The sequence below is a fragment of the Nocardia suismassiliense genome (assembly GCF_900269665.1).
In the GTDB taxonomy this organism is placed as follows: domain Bacteria; phylum Actinomycetota; class Actinomycetes; order Mycobacteriales; family Mycobacteriaceae; genus Nocardia; species Nocardia suismassiliense.
This window is the reverse complement of record NZ_LT985361.1, coordinates 4,652,614-4,667,921: the sequence shown is the minus strand read 5'-3', so window position 1 is coordinate 4,667,921 and position 15,308 is coordinate 4,652,614. Positions and strand designations below refer to the sequence as shown.

The window sequence follows — 15,308 nt, the reverse complement described above, 5'->3', positions numbered from 1 at the left end:
GCTGTCACCACAACGAGGCCGGGGCCTGACCGATGGGATACCACCCGGGCAGCGGGCCGGCCATCGACCGTTCGATGCGCTGCTGCATGCCTGCGGGCAGCACCTTCCCGGTGATCATCTCCATGAACATGTGCGAGACATTGCCGAAGTCGAAAAAGTCGCGCTGCCAGGACCATTGGAAGTCGCCGCCGTAGCGGAACCAGCTGCCGCCGATGCCCTCGGGTGAATAGTGGCGCCCGTCTGGGCGTTTCACCTCGGAGATCTGTTTCCACAAGCCGATGACGGTGCCGCTGCGATCGTCGATGACGAACTCCTGGTACGGGTAGGTCCAGCCGTCGAGTCCCTGCATCTCCTGACCGAGGGCGAGGTCGCGGATCTCCGCACGCCCGACCGCCATGAATTCCTGAGTCGGACCGTAGTTCCAGCCGTAGGTGGCGTCCTCGGTGTACATCTCGGCCAGCGGTTTCCAGTCGCCCTTCTCCTCGCAGCGCTGGTTCTCCAGCTGCCACCGCCGGACCATCTCGTCCAGTTCGTCGCGTGCGAAACTCGCCATTACCGTGCACCTTCCGTGGAAACGATCGACAGGGCCTGGGTCGGGCAGTACTTGACCGCCCGCTCGACGTCGGCGCGGGCCGCCGGATCCGGTGTGTCCACCAGGATTTCGACCTTGCCGCGCTTGGGCACCCGGAACGCGTCCGGCGCCTCGTCCTGACACACGGCATGGCCCTGACACAGGTCCAGATCGGCGATGACTCTCACTGTTGGCTCCCGCCTTGTTCGTTCGACAGTTCCCGCAACGGCGCCTCCGGCTGGACCTCGACCAGCACCAGGTGCGCACCGCGCGGCGTGCACACCACGGCCACCACCGCGGCGGCCAGATCGCGCGGGCGCAGCATGATCGGATGCCGCGCGAAACCCCAGTCCTTCCAAGCGTTCAGCAGCGGCCCGACGACTTCCGGGGTGGAGTCCATGCCCATGCCGGTGAGCGTCGGACCCGGACGCACCACGGAGGCGCGAATGCCGGTGCCCTCCAGCTCCATTCGCATCTGCACGGCCATCGCCTCCAGTCCCGCTTTGGCCGCGCTGTAGGCGCCGGTGCGCGGCCGGGGCTCCGGAGCGCAGTCCGAGCCGATCAATACGACGTCGCCGCGGCGGCGCTCGAGCATGCCGGGCAGCACCCGGTGCACCAGCCGATGCGCGCCAACCAGGTGCACCTCGACCTGACGCAGGAACCGCTCGGGGTCCATCTCGTGCACCGGGGAGAACTCGATGTCCCCGGCGCTGGACACCAGAATCTCGATGGGGCCCAACGCGTTTTCCGAGGCCGCCACGAACTCGTCGATCGACGCCGCGTCGGTGACGTCCAGCCGGTGCGCGAAGGCCTCGCCGCCGTCGGCGCGAATCTTGTCCGCCAGTTCCACGCACTGCTCGACCCGGCGCGCCCCGAGCGCAACGGGATAGCCGAGGTCGGCCAGTGCGACCGCCGTGGCGGCACCGATGCCGGAAGACGCACCGGCTACCAGCACCGGCCTGCGCGCGGGATGAGGTTCGAAACGTGCCACTATTTCGCCTCCACCACGATGGGAAGGTGCGCGAAGCCACGCACATTCGAGGAGTGCACCCGGACGATGCCCGACTCGGCGACGTCGTAGGACCGCACCCGCGCCGCGAACTCCCGCAGCGCGACCGCCGCCTCCAGCCGGGCCAGGTGCGCGCCGAGGCAGTAGTGCACGCCCGCACCGAAACTCGCCAGGCCCGCCTTGTCGGCCCGGTCGATGCGGTAGGTGTCACCGTCCTCGAAGACGGCGGGATCGCGGTTGGCCGAGCCGATCAGCAGCAGCACCTTGGCGCCCGCCGGGATGGTGCCGCCGTAGTAGTCCAGATCGACGGTGGCCGAGCGCGCGATCACCTGGCTGGAGGTGTCGTAGCGCAGCGTCTCCTCCACCCAGTCCGTGACGTGCGCGGGTTCCGCCGCGACCTTGGCGTACTCCCCCGGGTTGCGCGCGCCCCAGTACAGCGCGTTGCCGAGCAGCTTCGTCGTGGTCTCGTTGCCCGCCACCACCATCAGGAACAGGAACCCGATGATCTCCTCGTCGGCCAGAGTGTCGCCGTCGACTTCGGCATCCAGCAACGCCGAGGTGAGATCGTCGGTCGGCCTGCGCCTGCGCTCGGCCACCATCTCGGTGTAGTAGGTGAGCAGTTTGATCGACGCCTCCACGGCCGCCGGTGGGATGTCGAGCACCCCGTCGTCGCGGTGCACGACGAGGTCGGCCAGCCTGCGGATTTCGACACGGTCACTCGCGGGCACGCCCATCAACTCGGAGATGACGTCCATCGGCAGCTTGCCCGCGACCTCGTCGATCCAGTCGAAAGCGCCGGTGGCGACCGCGGGTTCGAGGTAGGACAGCGTCAATTCCTTGATCCGGCCCTGCATTTCGGCCACCCGCTTGGGCGTGAAGCCCTTGTAGACCAGCCGCCGCATGCGCAGGTGCCGCGGGTCGTCCATGGCCAGGAACGACATCACCCGATGCGCGTGCGGACCCCAGGCGGCCGGATCGAGGGAAACACCGTTGGCGCTGGACAGCCGGACGCTGTCGCGAAAGCCTGCCGTCACGTCTGCGTGCCGGGACAACGCCCAGAAATCCAGCTCGGCGTTGTGGTAGAGCGGCGCCTCGGTGCGTAGCCGCTGATACGTCGGGTACGGGTCCTCGTGGAATCGGTAGTCGTAGGGATCGAAGGTCAAGGGCTCCAACGCGGCCGTCACTTCAACCACCCCCGCTTCGAGAACAAGTTCTCCCGAGCGATATCGGGCCGTCCGGGTAGCGGAGGCAGATAACTGGACATGTGTCTGGACAGTACCACCGGCCCACACCTCCGACAACGGTTCCGCTGGTTTACCAACACCATTGCGCAGAATTCGGCCGACTCGCCCGGGAACCGCGGAGATTCCACGACGGCCACGCGACGGATGACCCAGAATGGCTGAGTTAGAACGTGTTCTTGCCAGCAAACGCCGCTTGAGACTACATTCCGTACATGTGTCCAGACAGCATCGGAGCAACGCATGAGTAGCCTGCTGCCCGCCGACGGCGCCCGCCTGCTGATCGGCGGCAAGCTGGTCGAAGGCGGCGACGGCGTCTTCGCCACCGTCGACCCGGCGACCGAGGAGGTGCTCGGGCACGCCGCGAACGCCGACGCCGCCGACCTCGACGCGGCGGTGGCCGCCGCCCGCACCGCGTTCGACGAGACCGGCTGGTCCCGCGACCCGGCCTTCCGCGCGCACTGCCTCGAACAGCTGCGCACCGCCTTGCAATCGCACATCGAAGAACTACGCGAGCTCACCATCGCCGAGGCGGGCGCGCCGGCCATGTTCACCCGCGGCCCGCAGTTGGAAGGTCCGATCGCCGACCTCGCCTACTCCGCCTCGCTGGCCGAAACCTACAGCTGGGAAACCGATCTCGGCACCGCGACGCCGATGGGCATCAAGACCCGCCGGGTGCTGCGCCGCGAGCCCGTCGGGGTGGTCGGCGCGATCACCCCGTGGAACTTCCCGCACCAGATCACCTTCGCCAAGCTGGGTCCCGCGCTCGCCGCCGGAAACACCGTGGTGCTCAAGCCCGCGCCGGACACACCGTGGTGCGCGGCGGCGGTCGGCGCGATCCTGGCCGACGAGACCGACATTCCGGCCGGGGTGGTGAATATCGTGACCGGCGCCGACCACGGGCTCGGCGCACGACTTACCGAGGACCCGCGCGTCGACCTGATCAGCTTCACCGGCTCGACGCAGACCGGACGCGCCGTGATGCGCGGCGCCGCAACGACACTCAAGAAGGCGTTCCTGGAACTGGGCGGTAAGTCGGCGTTCATCGTGCTCGACGACGCGAATATCGCCGGAGCCTGTGCGGTGGCAGCGTTTTCGGTGTGCGTGCACGCGGGGCAAGGCTGCGCGATCACCACTCGGCTACTCGTCCCGCGTGCGTCCTACGACGAGGCAGTGCAGGCCGCCGCCGCGACGCTCTCGGGTATCAAGCCGGGTGATCCGGCCGATTCGCGGACAGTGTGCGGGCCCCTGATCTCAGCGCGCCAACGCGATCGGGTGGAGCGCTACCTCGACCTCGCGCGGTCCGAGGGTGGCCGCATCGTGGTCGGCGGCGGCCGGCCGGCGAATCTCGAACGCGGCTTCTTCATCGAGCCCACCCTGATCGCGGACGTGCCGAACAGCGCGATCGTCGCGCAGGAGGAGATCTTCGGCCCGGTGCTGGTCGTCATCCCCTACGACGGCGACGACGACGCCATCCGGCTGGCCAACGACTCCCCCTACGGGCTGTCCGGCTCGGTGTGGGGCACCGACCAGGAACGGATTCGCCACGTCACCAACGGCGTACGCACCGGGACGTTGAGCGTGAACGGCGGCGTCTGGTACTCCGCCGACGCACCCTTCGGCGGCTACAAGCAGTCCGGCATCGGCCGGGAGATGGGCATCGCCGGGTTCGAGGAATACCTGGAAACCAAGCTGATCGCGACCGCTGGATAAGAGGAGCACACCGACATGGCCCGTTTCACGGGAAGATCCGTCATCGTCACCGGCGCCGCGCAGGGCATCGGCGCCGCCTATGCCGCCGCGCTGGCCGCCGAGGGCGCGAAAGTTGTTGTCGCCGACAAGAATGCCGAGGGCGGGCAGGCGACGGTGGAGAAGATCACCGCCGACGGCGGCACCGCGCTGTTCGGCATGGTCGACGTGTCCGATCCCGAATCCGCCACCGCGCTGGCCGAATTGACGGTCGCCGAGTTCGGCGGCATCGACCACCTCGTCAACAACGCCGCCATCTACGGCGAGATGAAGCTCAACCTGCTGCTCACCGTGCCGTGGGACTACTACAAGAAGTTCATGAGCGTGAACATGGACGGCGCGCTGAACATGACCCGCGCCGTCTGGCCGCACATGCGCAAGGCCGGCGGGTCGATCGTCAACCAATCCTCCACCGCTGCTTGGACATACTCCAGCTTCTACGGCTTGGCCAAGGTCGGCGTCAACGGCCTGACCCAGCAGCTCGCCTTCGAACTCGGCGGCTCGAACATCCGGATCAACGCCATCGCGCCGGGTCCCATCGATACCGACGCGACCAAGACGGTGACGCCGGCGGCCATCGTGGAGGACATGGTGAACCGGTTGCCGCTCAAGCGAATGGGCACACCCGCCGACCTGGTCGGCGCGTGCCTGTATTTGCTGTCCGACGAAGCAGGCTGGGTCACCGGTCAGATCTTCAATGTCGACGGCGGACAGGTCTTTCGTTCATGACCGACACCCAGCTCGGCTTCATCGGACTCGGCGCCATGGGTGCGCCGATGGCCAAGCGACTGCTCAATTGGCCAGGCGGACTGACGGTCTGCGATGTGCGCGCCGACGCGGTACTGCCGTACACCGAGGCCGGAGCCGGAGCCGCCACCTCACCGGCCCAGCTCGCCGAGCGGGCCTCGGTCATCTCCATCGCCGTGGTCGACGACGCACAGGTACGCGACGTCATCACCGGCCCCGAGGGACTGCTGCGCAGCGCCGCTCCCGGCACCGTGGTGGCGGTGCACTCGACAATCAGCGACCGCACCGCCGAGCGGCTGGCGGTCGAATGCGCCACGCACGAGGTCGAATTTGTCGACGCACCGATCAGCGGCGGCGCACCGGGCGCGAACAAAGGCAGGCTCGCGGTCATGGTCGGCGGCAGCGACGCGGCCTACGAACGAGTCCGCGCGCCCTTCGAGTGTTTTGCCGATCTGATCGTGCACGCCGGCCCGGTCGGCGCGGGCACCCGGATGAAGCTGGCCCGCAACCTGGTCCACTTCATCGCGTTCACCGCTACCACCGAAGCGCAGCGGCTGGCCGAGGCCGCCGGACTCGACCTCACCGTGCTCGGCAAGGTGGTGCGGCACTCCGACGCCGTCACCGGCGGGCCGGGCGCCATCATGCTGCGCGACCGCACCGCACCGATCGAGGACGGCGACTTCTGGCTGCCGATCCTGCGGCATGTGCGCGATCTCGGCGAGAAGGACCTCGGTCTCGCGCTCGAACTCGGTGCCCGGCTCGACATTCCACTCCCCCTCGCCGAACTCGCGCTCGAACGGCTCGGCCCCGGGCTCGGCGTGGGCACATCCGAAAGGCAATCTTCATGAGCGACAACGGTTCCGCCGACTCCGTCCGCCAGCGTGGCCTCGCCAAGATGGCCGAGGTGTACGGCACCGAGTTCCAGGACTACCCCGGCAGCCACTTCGCGGTCACCGCCGACCACCTCTTCGCCGACATCTGGTCGCGTCCCGCGCTGTCCATCCGGGACCGGCGGTTGCTGCTGCTCGGCGCCCTGACCGCGCAGGGTGCCATCGACACCGCCGGCATCCAGATCGGCGCCGCGCTGCGCAACGAGGAGCTCACCGAGGAGCAGCTGCACGAGATCGCGGTGTTCCTCTGCCACTACGTCGGTTGGCCGAACGGCACCAAACTGGACCTGTTGGTGGGCACCATAGTGGCGCAACAGAAGAAAGCTGCCCGCAAGCAGGAAGCCGACCGCACCGAGTGAAGGACCCGAAACATGTCTGATGCCAGCACCCTTCGGCCGCTACGCGCGAGCAGCGTCACCGCATGGGACCTGCACGCCGATGTAGTCGTGGCCGGTTACGGCATCGCCGGGGTATGCGCCGCGATCGAGGCCGCCCGCGCGGGCGCCGAGGTGCTGATCCTGGAACGCACCGGCGGATGGGGCGGCGCGGCCGCGATGGCGGGCGGCTTCATCTACCTCGGCGGCGGCACCCCGCTGCAACAGGCCCTCGGCTTCGAGGACACGCCGGAGAACATGGAGACCTTCCTGCTCGCGGCGCTCGGCCCCGGCGTGGACCAGGCCAAGATCGCCGACTACTCGCGCGGCAGCGTCGAGCACTACAACTGGCTCGTCTCGTGCGGTGTGCCGTTCCGCGAGGCGTTCTGGGGTGAGCCGGGCTGGGAGCCGCCGCACGACGAGGGCCTGATGTACTCCGGCGGCGAGAACGCGGCCCCGTTCAACGCGATCGCGAAACCCGCGCCGCGCGGCCACGTTCCGCAGTTCGCCGACAAGAAGATCGGCCGCAAGAGCGGCGGCTACATGCTGATGAAGCCGCTGGCCGAGACCGCCGAATCACTCGGTGTCGCCGTCGAATACGACCTCCGGATCGGACGGCTGGTGGTGGACGACGAGGATCGCGTGGTCGGTGTGCTCGCCAAACGCTACGGCAAAGACGTCGCCATCCGCGCCGACCGCGGGGTCGTCTTGGCCACCGGCAGTTTCGCCTATCACCAGCAGATGATCGAGGGGTACGCGCCGCGCCTGATCGGCAGGCCCGCCGCCGCGATCGAGGAGCACGACGGCATCGGCATCCGGCTCGCGCAGGCCCTCGGGGCGGACCTGGCACACATGGACGCGACCGAGGTCGCCTTCTTCGGCGACCCGCAGCTGATGGCGCGCGGCATCCTGGTGAACGGGCGCGGCCAGCGGTTCATCGCCGAGGACACCTACCCGGGCCGGATCGGCCAGGCGACGCTGATCCAGCAGGAGAACCAGGCCTTCCTGGTCATCGACGAGGCGTCCTACGAGGCCGGGCTGGCCACCGAGACCGCCACCCCGTTCTTCCGGCAGCCGCCGACCTGGGCCGCCGAGACGGTCGCCGAACTGGAGTCCGACATGGGCCTGCCGACGCTGGCGCTGCAAGCCACCGTCGACTGCTACAACCTGCACGCCGCCGACGGCAAGGACCCGCTGCTGGGCAAGAAGCCGGAATGGGTTCGGCCGCTACAAGGTTCGCTCGCCGCGTTCGACATGCGCGGGTACACGGCGGGTTTCACCCTCGGTGGGCTGCGCACCGATCTGGACTCCCGGGTGCTGCACGTCTCCGGCGAGCCGATTCCCGGCCTGTTCGCCGCCGGGCGCTGCACCTCCGGGTTGTGCGCGGGCGGGTATGTCAGCGGGGCATCGCTGGGTGACGGCAGTTTCTACGGCCGCAGGGCGGGCATCGCCGCGGCGAAGAACTGACTTGCCCGTAGTAGTATCCAGACACATGTCCGAATCCGATCCCGTCATCGTCGAGGCGACCCGCCGCAGGCTCTCCGGCAAGCAGGCCGACACCGTCGACAAGCTCACCAAGTCGGCGGTGGAAGTGCTTGCCCGCGAAGGGTTCGCGGGGATGACGATCCGGTTGGTCGCCGCGGCGGCGGGAGTCGGCACCGCCACCGCCTACACCTACTTCTCCTCGAAGGAACACCTGGTCGCCGAGATCTTCTGGCGGCGTTTGGTTTCCGCGCCGTCGCCGGCCAGCCAGGACCCGGACCCGACCGTCCGGGTGGTCGCCGAACTGCGCGATATCGCGATGCTCGTCGCCGACGAGCAGGAGCTCTCCGGCGCGGTCACCAGCGCGCTGCTCGGCCGCGACCCCGATGTGGTGCATCTGCGCGGCCGCATCGGGACCGAGATCCGCAAGCGCATCATGCGGGCGCTCGGCCCGGACGCGGACCCGGACGTCGTCGAATCACTGGAGTTGCTCTACGCGGGCGCGCTGGTGCGCGCGGGCATGGGTTACGCGTCGTACTCGGAGATCGCCGATCGAATCGAGAAGTCCGCGTTGCTCATCCTGAAGTAAGGCACCCGCTACGGCACCTCGCCGGGTCGCGGATGCCGGTGCGGGCGTTCAGGACTCGGCGGGGACCGGGAGTTCCGTCAGTCCGAACGCGACCATCTGACGCAGGGGATCGTGGTAGCTGACCCACTCGGCGATCTTGCCGTCGCGGAACCGGAAGACGTTCACGTAGTCGTTGCGGTAGGGCCTGCCGGTCGCGCGAACAACCATGTCGCCCTTCGATTCGACCAGGAACTGGTCCGTGTCCAGCATCGGCTCGATCTTGGTCGCCCACAAGGCATAGGGCTCATACCGGTCCACCGCCGTCCGGGTGGCCCGGATCTCGTCCTTGCCGTCGGCGTGGTCCGGAAAGCCCGGCAGCTGGTACGGAATCGACATGTGGATGTCGTCGGTGCACAACGCCAGGAAACCTTCGAAATCCTTGGCCGAGGTGAGTCGGAAGAACTCTTCGATCATCGCGGCTTTGCGCGCGCGGTCCTCGTCCACCATATCCATCACGCCTTTCCAGAGATTGGAACCGAATGGTATGTACCGAGACTAACAACCTGTACGACCGATCGTTCGTTTTGTGACCGGCCTCACCGCCCGCCGGCCACATCGATGAACGAGCCGGTGACATAGGACGCCCGCTCGGACAACAGCCAGACAATGGCTTCAGCGACCTCCTCCGGTCGGCCGCCTCGACGCATCGGCAAACTCGGCGCGACGCGGTCGACGCGGCCCGGTTCGCCACCCAGGGCGTGCATGTCGGTATGGATGAAGCCGGGGCGCACCGCGTTCACTCGAATACCCTCCGCCGCGACCTCGACGGAGAGTCCACGGGTGAACGTATCCAGGGCACCCTTACTAGCGGCGTAGTCGACGTACTCCCCCGCCGAACCGAGCCGGGCCGCGGCCGAGGACACATTGACTATCGCGCCGCCCAGGCCTCCGTGCTCGGTGGACATGCGCTGGACGGCGTATTTAGCGCACAGCATCGGGGCGACGACGTTGACGGTCATTACGCGGTGTAGCCGTTCGGCATCGAGTTCGACTACCCGGCACTGAGTTTCGAGCGTCGCGGCGTTGTTGACCAAGCCGGAGAGCGTGCCGAGCTCGGCATCGACGGTACGGAACAGCGCATCGATGTCGGCGGGTTCGCTCATGTCGGCGCGCACCGCGAGCGCGCTGCCGCCGTCCGCGACGATGTTGGCGACCACCGCGTCCGCCGCGGCGCTGTCCGCCCGATAGGTCAGGCAAACGGGGTGGCCCGCACCCGCGAGCAGCCGGGCCGTTGCCGCGCCGATGCCTCGGCTACCACCGGTGACGATCACTGTTCCCGCGTCCACTGTCGTTATACCTCCGTACTCGGGTGACTTGCGTCCGGTTGTACCGAAAGCGAACCATCGGCACACCTGATCCTCGTATCTTTGCCGTAGGCAGCGCAGATCGGAGTGGGACAGTGCAACCAGGTGGGCTTACCGCGGACTACGTGATCGTCGGCGCCGGATCCGCGGGCGCCGTGCTGGCGAACCGGCTCAGTGCCGATCCGAATACGTCGGTGGTGCTGCTGGAGGCGGGCCCACCGGACAAGAACAAGTTCGCCCATATTCCCGCCGGATTCGCGAAACTCTTTCGCACCGAGGTGGATTGGGACTATCTCACCGAGCCGCAGCCCGAGCTGAAGAATCGGCAGATCTATTGGCCGCGCGGCAAGATGCTCGGCGGCTCCTCGTCGATGAACGCGATGATGTGGGTGCGTGGTTTCCGTGCCGACTACGACGAGTGGGGCCTGCTCGCGGGCGAGGAATGGGGTTTCGCGGCCGCCGTCGAACAGTTCCGCCGGATCGAAAACGTCCAGGATGCACAGTATCCGGACGAGGGCGCCAACGGCCCGTTGCACATCTCGCGGCAACGCAGTCCACGCGCGCTGACCGCCGCGTATCTGACCGCGGTGCGGGAGGCGGGTTTCGAGGTCGAGCCGCCGAATCGGCCGGAGCCCGAAGGTTTCAGCGAGACCATGGTCACCCAGCACGGCGGCAGGCGGTGGAGCACCGCGGACGGCTACTTGCGGCCTGCCATGCGGCGGCCGAACCTGACCGTCCGGACCGAGGCGCCCGCCACCCGGGTGCTGTTCGAGGGAACCCGCGCGGTCGGTGTCGAATACCACCAGGGCGGCGGCCCGCACACGGTCACCGCCCGCCGGGAGGTGGTGCTGTGCGGTGGCGCGATCAACAGCCCCCAGTTGCTGATGCTCTCGGGCATCGGTGATCGAGACGAACTGGCGCGCCAGGGTATTCGCGCGCTGCGGCACGTGCCCGAGGTCGGCGCCAACCTGCAGGATCACCTGGTCACCGGGATCGGCTACGGCGTCGCCGCCGACTCGCTGTTCGGCGCCGAGAAGCCGCGCCAACTGCTCGACTACCTGCTGCGCCATCGCGGCATGCTGACCTCCAATGTCGGTGAGGCTTACGGATTCATCCGCAGCAACCCCGAATTGGACCTGCCCGACCTGGAGCTGATCTTCGCGCCCGCGCCGTTCTACTACGAGGGCCTGGTCGACCCGACCGAACACGGCGTCATCCTGGCGACCGTGCTGCTGCGTCCGCACAGCCGCGGGCGGATCACCCTCGCCGCCCCGGATCCGGCCGCCAAGCCGGTGATCGACCCGCGCTACCTGTCCGACAGCGCGGGCGCCGACCGCGCCGCCCTCATGTCCGGCCTGCGCACCTGCGCCGAGATCGCCGCCACCCCGGCCATGAAAGCCGTACTGGGGCCGTTCATCTACCCGCCGCAGGCCCCCGCCCAGCTCGAAGCCACCCTCGAACTCGCACTGAACGGCTACTCGCACACCCTCTATCACCCGGTCGGCACCTGCCGGATGGGCACCGACCCGGCCAGCGTCGTCACCCCGCGCCTGGAAGTGCGTGGCGTACAAGGCCTTCGCGTCGCCGATGCCTCCGTCATGCCGCTGCTCATCCGCGGTCATACGCACGCGCCCGCCGTCTTCATCGGCGAGCAGGCGGCGAAGTTCATCCAGGAGGGGTAGCGCCGGTCAGGCGAGCACGAACAGCACCAGCGACGCGGCGGCCAGTGCCAGGTAGGGCATGGGGTAGCCGAGGTCGCCGTACCCGCGGGCGCGGGCGATGGTGATGATCGCGCCGATGAAGTAGAGGACCAGGCAGATCGCGGCGGCCAGTCCGAGCGGCGGAATGGCCAGGCCGACGAGCAGGCCGGCGGCGCCCGCCGCCTTGATCACGGCCAACGGCATCAGCGTCCAATCCGGGATGCCGTAGGTGCGCATGTTGTCGCGCACCCATTGGGCGCGGAAGACATCGACGCCGGACGCGATCAGCATGGCGGCCGCGGCGACGATGGTGACGATGACATAAGCGGTGGACATGGGTAACACCCTCCTGATGTGTGCTGCGACCGGTCTGCGATCGTGGTGTGGCGCCTCGGCGGCGCCGCACCGGAACAACCGGGCGCGGTGGGATCCGTCAACCATCTGACGGAGGGCGGAACGGAAAGGTGACCGATGCGGGCGCAGGACGTGCTGGCGCAGCGATTCGAGACCCATCGCGGCCATCTGCGCGCCGTCGCGTATCGGATGCTCGGATCGCTCAGCGAGGCCGACGACGCCGTACAGGAGGCCTGGCTGCGACTCGCGCGACAGGACAGCGACGAGGTGGCGAACCTGGCAGGCTGGCTCACCACGGTGGTGTCACGAATCTGCCTGGACATGCTGCGGTCGCGGGCCGCGCGGCGCGAGGAACCCGTCGACCTGCTCGCCGAACTCGGCGACACCGCTTACGACAGCGACCCGGAACACGAAGCGGTGCTGATCGATTCGGTCGGCCGGGCGTTGCTCGTGGTACTGGACACGCTGGGTCCCGACGAGCGGGTGGCGTTCGTGCTGCACGATCTCTTCGCGGTGCCGTTCGACCAGATCGCGCCGATCGTCGGGCGGAGCACGGCGACCACGAAGAAACTCGCCAGCCGCGCGCGGCAGCGGGCTCAGGGCGAAACCACCGCCACCGCAGCCGAACTCGCCGAGCAACGTCATGTGGTCGAGGCTTTCCTGACCGCCGCCCGCGGTGGCGATCTCGACGCGCTCCTCGCCGTGCTCGCCCCGGATGTGGTCCGCGTCGCCGATCCGGCCGCGCTGCCCGCGGGCCTGTCGGCCGTGGTGCGCGGCGCCCGGGCGGTCGCGAAGGAAACCGTACTGCTGCAACGCCGTTCGCGGGTGGCGGCGCCGGCCCTGGTAAACGGCGCGGTCGGCATCCTCGTCGCCCCACGCGGCAAGTTGCTACTCGCCCTTGTGGTTACGGTGCGCGACGATCGGGTGGCGGGATACGAGGTGATCGCCGATCCTGCTCGCCTGCGCGAACTCGATATCGCGGTGCTGGCGTAAAAACCGTTTGAAGAGGCTTCAACAAATCAAGCGACCAGTTCAATAATCCCGACACGCTGTGACGACGTACAAGGACCGACCGACCAGTCTGCGAGCCGCACACAGAACCTTGCGAATCGGTCCATCGCCGGAATAGAACGTTTAGTGTGAATGCGCCGCACAGTTATATTTCGGGGGCGGAAGGAGTCGTCAATGTCGATCGACAACTCGGCCCGGCAGAGCCTGACGCTCGCCGGCAAGCCGATGTCGTCCCCGCTCAAGGACGTTCGCGCGTTGTCGCGCCAGATGGTCGGGCACTTCGTCGAAAACGTCATCCCGTGCGGGACCCTGCCCGCGGACGCGATCTCCGGCGACGTCACCACCATCACCCGGGTCTGCCTCGAGTTCGCGGTGAGCATGCTCGACGGCCAGGACATCCCGGGGAAGTTGCAGCGCTTACAGGACGCGGCGGCGGGCTGGGCGCGCGAGGGCGTGCCCATCGACACCATCCACCACTCCATCCACGAGGGCTTCAAGATGGGGCTGGACCTGGTGGTGTCCGACGCGTCGATCAAGGATTTCGACAGCCTGGTCGACGGCGCCAAGATGGTGCTGGAGATGCTGGACATGATCAGCTCGGCGATCTCGGTGGCCTACATCAAGGAACTGCGCTCGGTGGTCAGCGAGCACCACACCGCCGTGCACACGCTCACCTCCGCGCTACTCGGCGGGCACAGCACCTCCACCATGGCCCGCGAATGCGGGATCGCCATCGCGGCCTCGTATGCCGTGCTGGCCGTGGCGATTCCGCCGCATCGCGAGGAACACAATCCGATGCTCGACAGCCAGGTGGTCGCGCGCCGCAAGCTCAGACGGGTGCAGGCCGAACTCGCCACCCGCTGCGGGGACAGCGCGCTGTCGCTGCTCAGCGTCGACGGCGGCACGATCCTCATCCCGTCCCCCACCTTCGACAACGCGGGCTACGACGCCCTGGTGACCCAGCTGTCGCACGCCGCCCAGGTCGGCATCACCGCGACCATGGTCGAGGCCACCCCCGAGCAGATCCCGAACGCCGCCGACCAGGCCCATGAACTGCTCGACATGGTGCAGCGACTCGAAGCGGTGGCCGGGCTGTACCGGTTCGACGAACTCGCGCTCGAATACCAGCTCACCCGCCCGGGTCCGGGCCGCGAGTACCTCGGGCAGCTGCTCGATCCGCTCGACGAACACCCCGAGCTATTGGAAACCCTGCAGCGCCATATCGCCAACAACCTCAACCGGCAGCGCACCGCACGAGTCCTGCACGTGCACACCAACACCGTGGACTATCGCCTCAAGCGCATCGGTCAGCTCACCGGCTTCGACCCGTCCCAACCGTCCGGCCTGTGGTATCTGCGCTCGGCGCTGGTCGCCCGCAGCTATCGCACGACGTGACATCGGCCGCGAAAGGCGCTGCGGCATAACGTGTCATGCCGAGCGCGGAGCTGACGACAACGCGCCGGCTCGCCGGACCGCCGGCGCCCGCGTCGAACCGCTCGGCGACGAGCGCGTCCACCGACGCGCTCAGCCAGGGCAGCCGCTCATCCAGCACGGCGGTCGAACGACCGGAGTACAGCAGCAGATCGACCGGGCGGGTCAACCCTGTTCGCCACGTGTTGATTCCGTCGATCAGGGCACGGAGCGCCGCAGGCCGGTCGCTCGGCTCGCCGCCGCAGATCGTGACACCGTCGATCCGGTCGGCAGGCAACTCGCGCAGCCAGTCGAGCACCGCTCCGACACCGCAGCGGGTCGATTCGTCGAACACCCAGGTGTGTTCCGCGAGACAGTCGCGGCAGAAGACCCGGCAGCCGGGCAGCCATACCTCCGCGCGCATGCCATAACCGATGTCCACCACCGGAAATCGCAGCCGCGACAACAGCATCGCGGCGCTGTCCGGATGCCGACTCGAGTGCACGTCCTTCTCCCTGTGTCGTTCCGCCGGGGCGGCGGTGCGCCCCCGTGACCTCATCCAGTGAGTCTCGTGGCACCGGTGCCCACTGTCTGTCCGCTGAACACTCGACACCTATGTCCATGATCCGGGACCGCCCCGGCCACCATTCGCGTCTCGGTGAAGTCAAAATAGGTAATTCGGAGCAAATCCAGGAATTAATGCGCACACCGCGCGCCGGTCGACTGATGTCCGATCCGCATGTGAAAATGCGGAATTCGAATCAGCATAAGCCGAGGTGCCGAAAACGGCTATGGATCATCGACGGGTACGGTCGCTGATCACCACTGCCACAACCTG

General features: G+C 67.9%; 17 protein-coding genes. 9 read left to right on the top strand and 8 right to left on the bottom strand.

The window, feature by feature from the left end; translation table 11 throughout:
* Positions 1-4: 4 nt before the first annotated feature.
* From DBO33_RS20900 to DBO33_RS20885, 4 genes are read right to left on the bottom strand one after another with little or no spacing between them, the layout of a single operon-like run.
* Entirely contained in the window at positions 5-553 is a 549-nt protein-coding gene (locus tag DBO33_RS20900; RefSeq protein WP_107656549.1) for a Cif family virulence factor, read from the bottom strand.
* Positions 553-759, bottom strand: a complete 207-nt coding sequence (locus DBO33_RS20895) for a ferredoxin (protein ID WP_107656548.1) — start codon at positions 757-759, stop codon at positions 553-555. The genes DBO33_RS20900 and DBO33_RS20895 overlap by 1 nt, the downstream gene beginning before the upstream one ends.
* A complete protein-coding gene (locus DBO33_RS20890; protein WP_107656547.1) occupies positions 756-1,562 on the bottom strand; it encodes an SDR family oxidoreductase in 807 nt (268 codons plus the stop codon). Before DBO33_RS20890 ends, DBO33_RS20895 begins: the two co-directional genes overlap by 4 nt.
* Positions 1,562-2,764 carry a cytochrome P450 gene (locus tag DBO33_RS20885; RefSeq protein ID WP_107656546.1) on the bottom strand — a complete coding sequence of 401 codons (1,203 nt, stop codon included), beginning with the start codon at positions 2,762-2,764 and terminating at the stop codon, positions 1,562-1,564. Before DBO33_RS20885 ends, DBO33_RS20890 begins: the two co-directional genes overlap by 1 nt.
* Before the next feature lie 300 nt (positions 2,765-3,064).
* Here DBO33_RS20885 and DBO33_RS20880 point away from each other — a divergent pair, with 300 nt between their 5' ends.
* Genes DBO33_RS20880 through DBO33_RS20855 form a run of 6 tightly spaced genes read left to right on the top strand, consistent with a single transcriptional unit; the run spans position 3,065 to position 8,652 of the window.
* Positions 3,065-4,534 (top strand): aldehyde dehydrogenase, encoded by a 1,470-nt coding sequence (locus tag DBO33_RS20880; RefSeq protein WP_107656545.1) that lies wholly within the window; start codon positions 3,065-3,067, stop codon positions 4,532-4,534.
* A gap of 15 nt (positions 4,535-4,549) precedes the next feature.
* Complete coding sequence (locus DBO33_RS20875; RefSeq protein WP_107656544.1) at positions 4,550-5,299, top strand: SDR family oxidoreductase; 750 nt, start codon at positions 4,550-4,552, stop codon at positions 5,297-5,299.
* Entirely contained in the window at positions 5,296-6,165 is an 870-nt protein-coding gene (locus DBO33_RS20870) for an NAD(P)-dependent oxidoreductase (protein ID WP_107656543.1), read from the top strand. Before DBO33_RS20875 ends, DBO33_RS20870 begins: the two co-directional genes overlap by 4 nt.
* Positions 6,162-6,566, top strand: a complete 405-nt coding sequence (locus DBO33_RS20865; RefSeq protein ID WP_107656542.1) for a carboxymuconolactone decarboxylase family protein — start codon at positions 6,162-6,164, stop codon at positions 6,564-6,566. Before DBO33_RS20870 ends, DBO33_RS20865 begins: the two co-directional genes overlap by 4 nt.
* Positions 6,567-6,578: 12 nt before the next feature.
* Positions 6,579-8,048 (top strand): FAD-dependent oxidoreductase, encoded by a 1,470-nt coding sequence (locus DBO33_RS20860; protein WP_107656541.1) that lies wholly within the window; start codon positions 6,579-6,581, stop codon positions 8,046-8,048.
* A 25-nt stretch (positions 8,049-8,073) separates the two neighbouring features.
* Complete coding sequence (locus DBO33_RS20855) at positions 8,074-8,652, top strand: TetR family transcriptional regulator (protein WP_107656540.1); 579 nt, start codon at positions 8,074-8,076, stop codon at positions 8,650-8,652.
* 48 nt (positions 8,653-8,700) lie between these two features.
* On the opposite strand, the gene DBO33_RS20850 is transcribed toward DBO33_RS20855, so the two are convergent.
* Together DBO33_RS20850 and DBO33_RS20845 are read right to left on the bottom strand one after the other, a co-directional pair.
* On the bottom strand, positions 8,701-9,138 hold the full coding sequence (locus tag DBO33_RS20850) for a nuclear transport factor 2 family protein (RefSeq protein WP_159080388.1): 438 nt from the start codon (positions 9,136-9,138) through the stop codon (positions 8,701-8,703).
* Between the two features lie 89 nt (positions 9,139-9,227).
* Positions 9,228-9,977 (bottom strand): SDR family oxidoreductase, encoded by a 750-nt coding sequence (locus DBO33_RS20845; protein ID WP_107656538.1) that lies wholly within the window; start codon positions 9,975-9,977, stop codon positions 9,228-9,230.
* A gap of 113 nt (positions 9,978-10,090) precedes the next feature.
* On the opposite strand from DBO33_RS20845, the gene DBO33_RS20840 reads away from it, so the two are divergent.
* A complete protein-coding gene (locus DBO33_RS20840) occupies positions 10,091-11,677 on the top strand; it encodes a GMC family oxidoreductase (protein ID WP_199856708.1) in 1,587 nt (528 codons plus the stop codon).
* A 6-nt stretch (positions 11,678-11,683) separates the two neighbouring features.
* On the opposite strand, the gene DBO33_RS20835 is transcribed toward DBO33_RS20840, so the two are convergent.
* Positions 11,684-12,031 (bottom strand): DoxX family protein, encoded by a 348-nt coding sequence (locus DBO33_RS20835; RefSeq protein WP_107656537.1) that lies wholly within the window; start codon positions 12,029-12,031, stop codon positions 11,684-11,686.
* Positions 12,032-12,166: 135 nt separating this feature from the next.
* Between DBO33_RS20835 and DBO33_RS20830 the strand changes: the two genes are divergently transcribed.
* Together DBO33_RS20830 and DBO33_RS20825 are read left to right on the top strand one after the other, a co-directional pair.
* On the top strand, positions 12,167-13,042 hold the full coding sequence (locus tag DBO33_RS20830; RefSeq protein WP_107656536.1) for a sigma-70 family RNA polymerase sigma factor: 876 nt from the start codon (positions 12,167-12,169) through the stop codon (positions 13,040-13,042).
* Positions 13,043-13,234: 192 nt separating this feature from the next.
* A complete protein-coding gene (locus DBO33_RS20825) occupies positions 13,235-14,455 on the top strand; it encodes a PucR family transcriptional regulator (protein WP_107656535.1) in 1,221 nt (406 codons plus the stop codon).
* Here DBO33_RS20825 and DBO33_RS20820 read toward each other — a convergent pair.
* A complete protein-coding gene (locus tag DBO33_RS20820) occupies positions 14,373-14,975 on the bottom strand; it encodes a 4Fe-4S cluster-binding domain-containing protein (RefSeq protein WP_159080387.1) in 603 nt (200 codons plus the stop codon). The genes DBO33_RS20825 and DBO33_RS20820 overlap by 83 nt on opposite strands.
* Positions 14,976-15,308 lie beyond the last annotated feature (333 nt).